The organism is Pseudomonas sp. NFACC39-1, assembly GCF_900110355.1.
In the GTDB taxonomy this organism is placed as follows: Bacteria; Pseudomonadota; Gammaproteobacteria; order Pseudomonadales; family Pseudomonadaceae; genus Aquipseudomonas; species Aquipseudomonas tehranensis.
This window is the reverse complement of record NZ_FODL01000008.1, coordinates 22,693-33,952: the sequence shown is the minus strand read 5'-3', so window position 1 is coordinate 33,952 and position 11,260 is coordinate 22,693. Positions and strand designations below refer to the sequence as shown.

Below are 11,260 nucleotides of genomic sequence, written 5' to 3'. Positions count from 1 at the left end.
GCTATCTGGCGTAGACTGACGCCCGCGCGTACCGGCCATCTTTCCCCGATGCGGCATTCTTGAGGTTTCTATCATGCGTTTGACTTTATCCACCTTGGTGCTTGGGCTTGTGGTTGCTCAAGGCGCGATGGCCGCTGGAGACGGTACGGCTGCGGTTGGCGGTGGTCTGGGCGGTGCGTTGGGTAATGTGGTGGGTCAGCAGATGGGCGGCAGCACAGGCGCGGCGATCGGTGCCGGTGTCGGGGGGGCGGCCGGCAGTGCGGTGGGGGCGCGTAAGGGCAGCCGTACGGAAGCGGCCATTGGTGGTGGCTTGGGTTCGGCCGGCGGTTCGATTGTGGGTAATAGTCTGGGCGGTTCCACCGGTTCCACCATCGGCGCGGGCATTGGCGGCGCGGCCGGTGGCGCGCTGGGTAGCAACTTGTCCAATGATAACGATGGTCACTCTGGCGGCAAGAAGCACAAACACAAGAACAAGCATAAGAACAAGCATCGCTAAGCTGATGTTTGGATGAGAAAGACCCGGCCTTGAGCCGGGTTTTTTGTTCTCCGGGGTTTGCGGCTGGTCTGCTCACAGTTTTTGGGGCGGCTGCGCCACCCAGCGGGAGCAAGCTCCCTCGCCACGAGGTGTCGGGCGTTTTCTTTGCGTGGTTATTTATCCGGAACGTTTCCCCCCGCTGCACCTCGAATTCATACATCCATCAGCAATTGCGAGGTGCGTCATGACGCCGGAAACCGAAGGTACGGAAGAAAAAGGCCCGTCGGGCGTTCCTTTCGTCAATGATCCGGGCAATGAAGATCCAGGCTCGCTGATGGACGACGCCCAGGTGCCCTTGATCGAGGGTGAAGAGGTTGAAGACGCTGAGATCGAGGACGAGTCCTACGATTGAAGTCGCTCAAGCTGACCGCCAGTATTCTCAAAACTGCATGACGTGTTGTCCCGTCATCAGGAGGTTGCCATGACTGCCGATTCGCCTGTCCCTGACGACGATGAAACCCCGGAATACCCGCTGCCCTCGCCAACCGACTCCCTGAGCCGGGATCAGCGGCCGCCTGACGACGAAGCCGGGGTAGAGCAGGTGCCGAGTGAGGATGAGGATATTGAGGCGAGCCCGGACGATCCGGACATTGCCGGTAAAGACGCCTCCGGCGAGCCGAGCTGATTGCCGGTTCCGCCCGTCGATTCATCGGCACCATTGGCAAGGCGCGATTGCCACACATCAGGTAGGTAACCTTAAAAAGGGAGACTCACCATGATGAAATCAAATGTGACCGCGCTGACCCTGGCCGGGATTCTGTCGATCAGTTCCGTGGCAGTTTTTGCACAGTCTACAGACGGCAATCCCCCCGTAGATAAGGGCGGGATGCCACCTTCCACCGAGATGGAGGCCGGCTCCAATACGGGTGATAACGCCAATGCCTTGCCGCCTGGCTCGGTGCAAGGGGGTAATGGCGACGATGCCACCGGCAGCAGCACCAGCCCGGGTACCGGCAGCGGCTCAATGAGCGGTGGCAGTTCCATGGGCGGCGATGCCTCCAGCAGTGGAACCGGATCCGGAACCCTCGACGGCGGTGGGAGCTCCGGTGACGGCGGCTCGAGTGGTTCCAGTGGTTCCAGTGGTTCGAGCCAATAACGCATCGCCCATCAATGTAACCTGATCCTTGTGATGGCGAGGGAGCAAGCTCCCTCGCTGCACCCGTCGTTCACCCAGATTTACCGTTGCCTCTGCCAAGCCTCTCTCGTTATCCTGCTGAATCCTTTAAGGCGAACACATTGCCCTGGCCAAACCTGAGCCATCTCTGGAACCTTGTGATAACGGATCAGATGCCATGAAAGCACCGCTGCAAGAGTTTGGCCCGATCAAGGCTGTGATATTCGACATGGATGGGCTGTTGCTGGACACCGAGGGCATTTACACCGAGGTGACGTCCATCATCGCCGAGCGTTACGGGCGCACGTTTGACTGGAGCGTCAAGCAGAACATCATCGGACGCGGGGCCGGGGATCTGGCCCGTTATGTCGTTCAGGCGCTGGAATTGCCGATCACCCCGGAAGAATTCCTGGTGATCCGCGAGCCCTTGATGCGCGAACGCTTTCCTCACGCCCTGGCGATGCCTGGCGCTGAAGAACTGGTGCGGCATTTGAAAGCCCATGATGTTCCGATTGCGGTGGGCACCAGTTCGTCGAGCCAGTCGTTTGCGCTCAAAACCACGCTGCACCGGGACTGGTTCGCGCTGTTCGATTTCATCGTCACCGCCGATGACCCGGAGGTCGGCGCGGCGAAACCGGCACCGGATATCTTCCTCACCGCAGCCCGTCGCCTGGGCGTTGCACCTCGCGATTGCCTGGTGTTCGAAGACTCACCGTTCGGCGTGACCGCGGCGAAAGCGGCGGGGATGACCGCCATTGCCATTCCGGACTCGGCCATGGCCGACGAAAAATACGCGCATGCCGACGCGATCATCCGCTCCCTGAAGATCTTCCAGCCGAGCCTGTGCGGTTTGCCAGAGCTGGAGTGGGCCTGACGACGCACGTAACACAACAGAACGCCGGTCATGGTTTTACCCATGACCGGCGTTTTTTTATGGCCTGAATCAGGCGCCGAACCCCCCATCGATGGTCAGGCTGGCGCCAGTGATGTAAGCCGCTTGCGGGCCTGCCAGGTAGGCGACGAAACTGGCGATTTCGTCGACGGTGCCATAGCGACCGACCGCCATCAACGCCATCAGGCTCGCGGCGAAATCGCCGTCGGCCGGGTTCATGTCGGTGTCCACCGGGCCGGGCTGCACGTTGTTGACGGTGATGCCGCGCGGGCCGAGGTCGCGAGCCAGGCCTTTGGTCAGGCCCACCAGCGCGGACTTGCTCATGGCATAGGCGGCGCCGCCGGTGAAGGGCATGCGGTCGGCGTTGGTGCTGCCGATATTGATGATTCGTCCACCTTCACCCATGTGCCGAGCCGCTGCCTGGGTGGCGATGAATACGCTGCGCACGTTGATGGCCAGGGTCTGGTCAAAATCCTCGAGCTTGAATTCGTCCAGCGGCGCCATCGCCAGTACACCAGCGTTGTTGACCAGGATGTCCAGCCGGCCAAAGGCGTCGACGGTGGCATTGACGGCGTTGCGGATGGCCTCTGCGTCGGCGCTGTCGGCCTTGATCGCCAGGGCCTTGCCGCCGGCTGCGATAATACTGTTCTGCAGTTCTTCGGACTTGGCCGCGGAGCTGACGTAGGTGAAGGCTACGGCGGCGCCTTCGGCTGCCAGGCGCTTGACGATGGCGGCGCCGATACCGCGGGAACCGCCCTGGATCAAGGCGACTTTACCGCTCAGTGTTTGAGTGCTCATGATGTTCTCCAAACGTGCCGGGGCGGAATGCCCGCGGTTGATGGCGCGAGTATCGGGATTTGGTGTTGGGTTGAGTAGAGGCTTACAGATACAGTCTGTGTAAACCAAAAGTTTAGAGTGGCCCTTATGGAAACCTTCAGCAGTATCGAATGCTTTGTGCGCAGCGCCGAAGTCGGCAGTTTTGCCGAGGCTGCACGGCGCTTGAGCGTGACCCCTGCGGCAGTAGGTAAAAGCGTGGCCAAGCTCGAAGCGCGGTTGGGGGTACGCCTGTTCCAGCGCAGTACCCGCAGCCTGACGCTGACCGAAGCCGGTCAGCTATTCCTCACAGAAGTCGGCACCAGCTTCAATACGATCCAGAACGCGGTCGCCAACCTGGCCAGTGCCGGCGGGCAACCGGCTGGCACCTTGAAAGTGAGCATGGGCAAGGCGTTCGGTCGACTGTATGTGGTGCCGTTGCTGGGGGCGTTCTTGCAGCGCTATCCGGCGATCAATCCGGACTGGCATTTCGATAACCGCCAGGTGGACCTGATCGGCCAAGGTTTCGATGCGGCCATTGGCGGCGGTTTCGAACTGCCCCAGGGGGTGGTGGCGCGCAAACTGGCCGTGGCTCATCGCGTATTGGTTGCCTCGAAGGGCTATGTACAAAGCCATGCGCCGGTGATTGAACCGGAAGATCTGGCGCACCATCAGGGCATCCTGATCCGTTCACCCCAGACCGGACGTATCCGTTCATGGCAACTGACCAGCCGCACACGACAGCACAGCCCGCTCATGCTCAAGGCCCGCATGACCATGAGTGACTCTGAAGCCGACTGCGCCGCCGCCATCCAAGGGCTGGGCATCGGCCTGGTGAGCATGCCGGTGGCGGTTCCTTATCTGCAATCGGGGGCGTTGCAGCGGGTGCTGCCGGATTGGTACGTCGACGATGGCAACATTTCCATCTACTACGCCGAGCACAAACTGCTGCCGGGCAAGACCCGGGCGTTTGTGGACTTCATCATCGAACAGTTTGCCGAGCAGGGGTTGGGGGAGCGGTTCAGTGCGGTTTGAGTTTGGCTTTGGACCGAGTTGGTCCCATCGCGAGCAGGCTCGCTCCCACAAGGTTTTTGGCTGTCGCAAAATATGTGGTCGCCGTAAAAACCAGTGTGGGAGCGAGCCTGCTCGCGATGGGGGCGATGCGCTCTAGTGCTGTGAACTCACCGCCCAAACCGCCCCGGCCAACCGATGATGGTCTTGGGCCGAGGCGTGGCATAGGTGCGCACTTTCGAGGTGGTCAAGCCCAACCGCACCAGGGATTCGGCAATGGTCACCGCCGCCGTCACACCATCGACCACCGGCACCCCAGTGCGCTGGCGGATCTGCTCATCGAGCCCGGCCATGCCACCGCAACCCAGGCAGATCACTTCGGCCTTGTCCTGACTGACCGCCAGTTCTGCCTGTTGCACGATGGCCTCGACCGCCCGTTGCGGGTCTTGCTCAAGCTCCAGCACTGCCAGGCCACTGGCGCGTACCGAGGCGCAGCGAGCGAACAGGCCGGAGAGCTTGAGGCGGTCTTCGATCAGCGGCACGGTGCGGTCCAGGGTGGTGACCACCGAATAGGCGTGGCCCAGGAACATCGCGGTGCTGGCGCCAGCGTCGGTGATGTCCACCACCGGTACATTGAGCAGTTCCTGCAAGCCTTCGCGGCCATGTTCGCCGTAACCGGCCTGGATCACCGCATCAAACGGTTGATCGTAGGCCATCACCCGGTCCATCACCGCGATGGCGGCCAGGTAGCTTTCGAAATTGCCTTCGATGGAGTCGGCACCGAAGTACGGCGTGAGTCCGACGATCTCGGTGCCCGGTGCGGCCACGGCCTGGGCCTGCCGGGCGATGGCCTGGGTGATGGAGTCGGTGGTGTTGACGTTGACTACAAGAATTCGCACGAGCTGTCCTTCCTCATCATTAAGTGCAGGAGCTGCGGTTCTCAGGCCTTGGATTTACTGATGATATTGCCGGCGTGCAGCCCGCATTCCTTCTGCGTGGCTTCTTCCCACCACCAGCGGCCTTCGCGTTCGTGTTGGTTCGGCAGCACCGGGCGGGTGCAGGGCTCGCAGCCGATGCTGATGAATCCGCGTTCATGCAGGCTGTTGTAGGGCAACTCCAGCATGCGGATGTAGCCCCAGACTTCTTCGCTGGTCATCTGCGACAACGGGTTGAATTTGTACAGGGTGCGTTCCGGAGTGGAAAACGCTGTGTCGATTTCCAGCACGGCCACCTGGCTGCGGGTGCCGGGGCTCTGGTCGCGACGCTGGCCGGTGGCCCAGGCGCGGACATCGGACAGCTTGCGCCGCAGCGGTTCGATCTTGCGAATGCCGCAGCACTCACCGTGACCGTCCTTGTAGAAACTGAACAGGCCTTTTTCCTTCACGAAAGGCTCGAGTTTCGCAGGGTCCGGCGAGATCAGTTCGATATCGATCTTGTAGTGCTCGCGCACCTGCTCGATGAACCGATAGGTTTCCGGGTGCAGGCGACCGGTGTCGAGGCTGAACACCTTGACGTTCTTGTTCAGCTTCCAGGCCATGTCCACCAGCACCACGTCTTCGGCGCCGCTGAACGATATCCACAGGTCATCGCCGAATTCGGCGAAGGCCAGTTTGAGGATGTCCTGTGGGGACTTGTTGGCATAGGTCGTGGCGAGTTCCACGACGTCAAACGATGGGCTCATCAGGGCGGCTTCCTACAGGTCGGTGGCGCTGGGCGCTCTATATGGGGCTGATGGTACCAAAAGCTGTCGGGGCTGGCGCGCTCCTGTGCGTTGCGCAGGCATCGGCGAATGGCTAGTGTCCTGTATCATAAATACTGTTCCTTTTTGACGGCGTCTGTTGTCGTCATGCTGCGTTGCCGCTCCTCGCCATAGCGGGCTATGACTCGTCGCGGCGCCTTGCTTGACGAAAACAGCCACTCGTCAAAAAAGGAACGTATTTGCGAAACAGGACACTAGAGTCGGCAGTCCTTTTGTTCGCTCAACCGATAAACATCAAAAAAAATGGGAGTGTCTTGTGGAAATTGCCTGTCTCGACCTGGAAGGTGTGCTGGTCCCGGAAATCTGGATCGCCTTCGCTGAAAAAACCGGTATTCAATCCCTCAGGGCGACCACGCGGGACATTCCCGACTACGACGTGTTGATGAAGCAACGGTTGCGCATCCTTGATGAGCATGGCCTCAAGCTCGCCGATATCCAAGAAGTCATCGCCACCCTCAAGCCGCTGGACGGCGCCATTGAGTTTGTCGACTGGCTGCGCGAGCGCTTCCAGGTGGTGATTCTTTCCGACACCTTCTACGAATTCTCCCAGCCGTTGATGCGTCAGTTGGGTTTCCCGACGTTGCTCTGCCATCGTCTGATTACCGATGACAGCGGGCGGGTAACCGGCTACCAACTGCGTCAGAAAGATCCCAAGCGCCAGTCGGTATTGGCCTTCAAGAGCCTGTACTACCGGGTGATTGCGGCGGGGGATTCCTACAATGACACCACGATGCTGGGTGAAGCCGATGCCGGGATTCTGTTCCATGCGCCGGACAATGTGATTCAAGAGTTCCCGCAATTCCCGGCAGTGCACAGTTTTGCCGAGCTCAAGCAGGAGTTCCTCAAGGCTTCGAACCGCAACTTAAGCCTGTAAACACCGCCCCCTGTAGGAGCTGCCGAAGGCTGCGATCTTTTGATCTTTTGGCCTTTTCCCAGACACTTGAGTCTTGAGCGAAAGATCAAAAGATCGCAGCCTTCGGCAGCTCCTACACAGGGGTTACAGCTTCTGTAGGGTGTCGAGCAACACCCGAACCTTGGTAATCGACTCCTGGTACTCAGCCTGCCAATCCGAATCTGCGACAATCCCGCCGCCGCCCCAGCAACACACTTGCCCATCCTTGACCAGCAAGCTGCGGATGGCGATGGAGCTGTCCATCTCTCCGCGTACGTCCAGGTACAGCAACGAGCCGCAATACAGTCCGCGGCGGGTCGGTTCGAGTTCGTCGATGATCTGCATGGCGCGGATTTTCGGTGCGCCGGTGATCGAGCCGCCGGGGAAGCTGCCTGCGATCAAGTCCAGGGCATCCTTGGCGTCGGCCAGCTCGCCCGTCACGCTGCTGACCAGATGGTGGACGTTGGGATAGCTTTCCAGGCTGAACAACTCCGGCACGCGCACCGAGCCGACGCGGCAGGTGCGGCCCAGGTCGTTGCGCAACAGATCGACGATCATCAGGTTTTCCGCCCGGTCCTTGGGGCTGGCCAGCAGCTCAGCGGCATGGGCGGCGTCTTCGTCAGGGGTTGCCCCGCGTGGGCGGGTGCCCTTGATCGGTCGGGTCTCCACATGACCTTCGCTGACCTTGACGAAACGCTCGGGTGACAGACTCAGCACCGCGCCGCCGTCTGGCAAGCTCTGGAAGCCGGAAAACGGCGTCGGGCAAGCCGCCCGCAGCGCCTGGTAGGCGGCCCAGGCATCGCCTTGGCACGGGGCGCGGAAGCGCTGGGCAAAGTTGACCTGGTAGCAGTCGCCGGCCTGGATATACGCCTGGATCCGTTCGAAGGCCTGTCGATAGGCATCGCTATGGAGGTCGGGCGCCATGGGCGCTTCAAGGCTGAAGGCGGTCACAGGTGCTGAGGTCGGCTGGCTGAAGAGCACCATCAGGCGCTGGCGTTCGCTGTCGGTGCAGTGAGGGTGAAACACCAACTGGCTGGTCCCGGCCTGATGGTCGGTGACCAGTGCCCAGTCGTACACACCGAACCGCGCGTCGGGCAGGTGCAGATCGTCTTTGGCGTGGGACGGCAGGGTTTCCAGATGTCGGCCAAAGTCGTAGCTCAGGTAGCCGATCAGGCCGCCAGCGAAAGGCAATTGCACCGAGGCCGGCAGTACAGCTCGGCCCAACTGCGTCAGATGAATACGCAAGCGTTGCAGGAAATCGGCACCGCTCTCACCTGACAACACCGCTAGCTGCTCCAGCGGCCAGGCACTGAGCAAATCATAGCGCCCGCGTTCGGCACTCGGCCGGCCGCTGTCGAGCAGTACACTGCCCGGGGCATGACGGATCACCGCGAAATACTCGGCGGGGTTGGCGCGGTAAGGCAGCGGGTGTACAGAGCAGGTTGGCATGGGCGGGGTGGGTCAGCCGTTCAGGCGGGGTGGCGATTGTAATCCCTCTGTAGGATTTGCTCCTAGGGGGATGTCGGAGATGGGCAAGTTGGGGGCTATTGAAGATCTCCATGGCGAGCTAGCTCCCTGCCGCTGGTAGCGAAGCGACCCTGTAGGAGCTGTCGAGTGCAACGAGGCTGCGATCTTTCCCCAGACACTTGAGTCTTAAGCGAAAGATCAAGATCAAAAGATCGCAGCCTCGTTGAACTCGGCAGCTCCTACAGGGGGTATTTCAACCCTCGACGGGTGGAATATGCCCAAACAACTCCTGGGCAAACGCCACGCGCTCCTCGACGGTCTCAACTACACCACGGGCCTTGAGTTCTTCCAGGCGGGCTTCCACTGCATGGGTGCGCAAGGTCAGGCCGCAGTCGTTGGCGATCTGGATGTTCAGACCCGGTCGGGCGTTGAGTTCCAGGATCAACGGGCCTTTCTCCTGATCCAGCACCATGTCCACGCCGATGTACCCCAGCCCACACAGTTCGTAGCAACCGGCGGCCAGTTTCATGAAACCGTCCCAGTAGGGCAGTTGCACGCCGTCCACCGCGTTGGTGGTGTCAGGGTGTTTGGTGATGATGTTGTTCAGCCAGGTGCCGCGCAGGGTCAGGCCGGTGGCAAGGTCGACACCCACGCCGATGGCGCCTTGGTGCAGGTTGGCCTTGCCGCCGGACTGGCGGGTCGGCAAGCGCAGCATGGCCATCACCGGATAGCCCATCAGTACGATGATGCGAATGTCCGGTACGCCTTCATAGCTGATGCTCTTGAAGATCTGGTCCGGCGTCACGCGATATTCGATCAGTGCCCGGTCCCGATGCCCACCCAGAGAGTACAGACCGGTAAGGATGCTGGACACATGGTGTTCGATTTCTTCATGGCTGATGATCTTGCCGGACACCGTGCGATAGCGGCCCTCGAAGCGGTCGGCAATGACGATGATGCCGTCGCCACCCGCGCCCTGGGCCGGCTTGATCACGAAGTCGGTTCGCCCGCCGATGATCTCGTCGAGCTTCTCGATTTCCTTCTCGGTGGAGATCACCCCGTACAGCTCTGGCACATGGATACCGGCAGCGATGGCCCGTTCCTTGGTGATGATCTTGTCATCGACGATCGGGTACAGGCTGCGCTTGTTGTATTTGAGCACATAGTCGGCGTTACGCCGGTTGATGCCCATGATGCCCCGGGCCTCCAGGGCCTTCCAGGTCTTCCACAGGCCGAACATTATGAGTCAGCCTTGAGGAAGGCCTTGAACCGCACCAGCTCGGTCAGGCGGTAGCCGCGGTAGCGCCCCATGGCCAGCATGAAACCTACCAGAATCAGCAGGATGGCCGGGAAGGTGAACACGAAGTAGATCAGTTCCGGCACGCTCATGATCAGGTGCGCTAGGGCGGCGGCGAACAGGGTGCCGATGGCCACCTTCATGGCGTGGCTGGCGCCGCGTTCTTCCCAGGTAATGGACAGGCGTTCGATGGTCATGGTCAGAATCACCATCGGGAACAGCGCGACCGACAGCCCGCGTTCCAGGCCCAGCTTGTGGCTGAACAGGCTGATGGCGGCGATCAGCACCACCACGAATGTCAGTACCACCGACAGCCTTGGCAGCATTTGCAGCTTGAGGTGTTCCAGATAGGAGCGCAGTGACAGGCCCAGCGTCGTGATGATAGTGAACAGGATGATGCCGAAGCCCAGTTGGGTTTCGCGGAAGGCCAGGGCGATCAACACCGGTGTGAACGTGCCCAGGGTCTGCAGGCCGATCAAGTTGCGCAGCACCAGAATCACCAGCACGCCGATCGGGATCATCACCATGATCATGAACGTCTGCTGGGTTTGCAGCGGCAGGCCGTAGAGCGAGTATTCGAGGAAGCTGGCGTCGGTGTTTTCGTCCGTCAGCTTGGCCAGGCGAATGGCGTTCATTTCGCTGTTGTTCATGGTGAAGGTGACGGTGGCTTTTTTGCCGCCATCGACGGTGATCAGGTTTTCATCACCGGTCCACCACAGCAGGCGGTCGCTGGGCAGGCCCCGCTCAGCAGTATCCGGGTTGAAATACAGCCAGTCGGTGCCGTTGAAACTGCGCAGCCACAGTTCAGGCGACTGCGGTTGGTCGGCGACCAGGCGGATGGTATGGACCTTCTCCACGGGCACGTGGGCGATAGACAGCACCAGTTCGACGACTCTGGCCTTACTGGCTATGGACGGATCGCCAGCCAGCAGCAGCTTGACGTTGTCATCGTTGGGGTTGTTGACCCGTTTGATCGCTTCGCTGATGAAGGTCTCGACGTCGGCCGAGTGCTGGCGGATCGGCGCGAGCAGGGCTTCGGCGGCCAGCTTCTCGGGGCCCTCGACGGCGATGCTGTCGCGGAAGGTCGGGCCCTTGATCTTGGATTTTTCCGAGGTGTAGCGCTTGGTCAGCACCAGGCGGTAATACAGCGTCTGGTTGCCCTTGGCCCGACGAGCCGACCACGTGACCTTGCGGTTACCGTCCACCCGGTTCACCGCCACACCGTAGTTATTGGAAATGAAGCTCTCGTTGAGGCTGACATAGTCCATGCTCAGTGGCGGCACGAACATCTGGATCTTCACCGGATCCTTGGCATTGGGGACGAACTCGATCTTGGCGTCGATGTTCCACAAGTCGTCGGTGGCGTCTTCGGTCACCGGGATGCCGAGCACGAAAATCTGATAGGCCGTCACCGACAGGCCCAGCACCACCAGGATGGCGATCAGCATTTTCAAATGGAGGGTAAGAGAGCGCATTGGAA

The 11,260-nt window shown here is 60.7% G+C and carries 13 protein-coding genes; 7 read left to right on the top strand and 6 right to left on the bottom strand.

Annotated features, from left to right (window positions below):
• Positions 1-73: 73 nt before the first annotated feature.
• The 5 genes from BMY45_RS18025 (at position 74) to BMY45_RS18010 (ending at position 2,523) form a co-directional block, all read left to right on the top strand.
• Positions 74-496, top strand: a complete 423-nt coding sequence (locus BMY45_RS18025; RefSeq protein WP_092399921.1) for a glycine zipper domain-containing protein — start codon at positions 74-76, stop codon at positions 494-496.
• 223 nt (positions 497-719) lie between these two features.
• The gene (locus BMY45_RS28195) at positions 720-887 is read left to right on the top strand and encodes a hypothetical protein (protein ID WP_171061338.1); all 168 of its coding nucleotides are present in this window, start codon (positions 720-722) and stop codon (positions 885-887) included.
• A 69-nt stretch (positions 888-956) separates the two neighbouring features.
• On the top strand, positions 957-1,160 hold the full coding sequence (locus tag BMY45_RS18020; protein ID WP_092399919.1) for a hypothetical protein: 204 nt from the start codon (positions 957-959) through the stop codon (positions 1,158-1,160).
• Positions 1,161-1,250: 90 nt separating this feature from the next.
• Entirely contained in the window at positions 1,251-1,631 is a 381-nt protein-coding gene (locus BMY45_RS18015; RefSeq protein WP_092399917.1) for a hypothetical protein, read from the top strand.
• A 196-nt stretch (positions 1,632-1,827) separates the two neighbouring features.
• Positions 1,828-2,523, top strand: coding sequence for an HAD-IA family hydrolase (locus tag BMY45_RS18010; RefSeq protein WP_092399915.1), 696 nt, complete (start codon positions 1,828-1,830; stop codon positions 2,521-2,523).
• A gap of 69 nt (positions 2,524-2,592) precedes the next feature.
• Here BMY45_RS18010 and BMY45_RS18005 read toward each other — a convergent pair whose 3' ends face one another.
• The gene (locus tag BMY45_RS18005; RefSeq protein WP_092399913.1) at positions 2,593-3,339 is read right to left on the bottom strand and encodes a 3-oxoacyl-ACP reductase family protein; all 747 of its coding nucleotides are present in this window, start codon (positions 3,337-3,339) and stop codon (positions 2,593-2,595) included.
• Positions 3,340-3,465: 126 nt separating this feature from the next.
• On the opposite strand from BMY45_RS18005, the gene BMY45_RS18000 reads away from it, so the two are divergent.
• Positions 3,466-4,389, top strand: a complete 924-nt coding sequence (locus tag BMY45_RS18000; RefSeq protein ID WP_092399911.1) for a LysR family transcriptional regulator — start codon at positions 3,466-3,468, stop codon at positions 4,387-4,389.
• Positions 4,390-4,535: 146 nt separating this feature from the next.
• On the opposite strand, the gene BMY45_RS17995 is transcribed toward BMY45_RS18000, so the two are convergent.
• A complete protein-coding gene (locus BMY45_RS17995; RefSeq protein WP_092399909.1) occupies positions 4,536-5,264 on the bottom strand; it encodes an aspartate/glutamate racemase family protein in 729 nt (242 codons plus the stop codon).
• Between the two features lie 41 nt (positions 5,265-5,305).
• Entirely contained in the window at positions 5,306-6,046 is a 741-nt protein-coding gene (locus BMY45_RS17990; protein ID WP_092399907.1) for a phosphoadenylyl-sulfate reductase, read from the bottom strand.
• A gap of 334 nt (positions 6,047-6,380) precedes the next feature.
• Here BMY45_RS17990 and thrH point away from each other — a divergent pair, with 334 nt between their 5' ends.
• Positions 6,381-6,998, top strand: a complete 618-nt coding sequence (thrH, locus tag BMY45_RS17985) for a bifunctional phosphoserine phosphatase/homoserine phosphotransferase ThrH (RefSeq protein ID WP_092399905.1) — start codon at positions 6,381-6,383, stop codon at positions 6,996-6,998.
• 123 nt (positions 6,999-7,121) lie between these two features.
• On the opposite strand, the gene pabB is transcribed toward thrH, so the two are convergent.
• The 3 genes from pabB to BMY45_RS17970 all read right to left on the bottom strand — a co-directional run bounded on the left by pabB (position 7,122) and on the right by BMY45_RS17970 (position 11,255).
• On the bottom strand, positions 7,122-8,465 hold the full coding sequence (gene pabB / locus BMY45_RS17980; RefSeq protein ID WP_092399903.1) for an aminodeoxychorismate synthase component I: 1,344 nt from the start codon (positions 8,463-8,465) through the stop codon (positions 7,122-7,124).
• Between the two features lie 271 nt (positions 8,466-8,736).
• Positions 8,737-9,723 (bottom strand): alpha-L-glutamate ligase-like protein, encoded by a 987-nt coding sequence (locus BMY45_RS17975; RefSeq protein WP_092399901.1) that lies wholly within the window; start codon positions 9,721-9,723, stop codon positions 8,737-8,739.
• The gene (locus BMY45_RS17970; RefSeq protein WP_092399899.1) at positions 9,723-11,255 is read right to left on the bottom strand and encodes an osmotic stress tolerance membrane protein RloB; all 1,533 of its coding nucleotides are present in this window, start codon (positions 11,253-11,255) and stop codon (positions 9,723-9,725) included. The genes BMY45_RS17975 and BMY45_RS17970 overlap by 1 nt, the downstream gene beginning before the upstream one ends.
• Positions 11,256-11,260 lie beyond the last annotated feature (5 nt).

Excerpts from the sequence above, each read along its gene's own strand:
- BMY45_RS18025 (WP_092399921.1), top strand. The coding sequence starts at position 74 with ATGCGTTTGACTTTATCCACCTTGGTGCTTGGGCTTGTGGTTGCTCAA.
- BMY45_RS18010 (WP_092399915.1), top strand. The coding sequence starts at position 1,828 with ATGAAAGCACCGCTGCAAGAGTTTGGCCCGATCAAGGCTGTGATATTC.
- pabB (WP_092399903.1), bottom strand. The coding sequence starts at position 8,465 with ATGCCAACCTGCTCTGTACACCCGCTGCCTTACCGCGCCAACCCCGCC.
- BMY45_RS17975 (WP_092399901.1), bottom strand. The coding sequence starts at position 9,723 with ATGTTCGGCCTGTGGAAGACCTGGAAGGCCCTGGAGGCCCGGGGCATC.
- BMY45_RS18005 (WP_092399913.1), bottom strand. The coding sequence starts at position 3,339 with ATGAGCACTCAAACACTGAGCGGTAAAGTCGCCTTGATCCAGGGCGGT.
- BMY45_RS18020 (WP_092399919.1), top strand. The coding sequence starts at position 957 with ATGACTGCCGATTCGCCTGTCCCTGACGACGATGAAACCCCGGAATAC.
- BMY45_RS17970 (WP_092399899.1), bottom strand. The coding sequence starts at position 11,255 with ATGCGCTCTCTTACCCTCCATTTGAAAATGCTGATCGCCATCCTGGTG.
- BMY45_RS18000 (WP_092399911.1), top strand. The coding sequence starts at position 3,466 with ATGGAAACCTTCAGCAGTATCGAATGCTTTGTGCGCAGCGCCGAAGTC.
- BMY45_RS28195 (WP_171061338.1), top strand. The coding sequence starts at position 720 with ATGACGCCGGAAACCGAAGGTACGGAAGAAAAAGGCCCGTCGGGCGTT.
- BMY45_RS17990 (WP_092399907.1), bottom strand. The coding sequence starts at position 6,046 with ATGAGCCCATCGTTTGACGTCGTGGAACTCGCCACGACCTATGCCAAC.
- BMY45_RS18015 (WP_092399917.1), top strand. The coding sequence starts at position 1,251 with ATGATGAAATCAAATGTGACCGCGCTGACCCTGGCCGGGATTCTGTCG.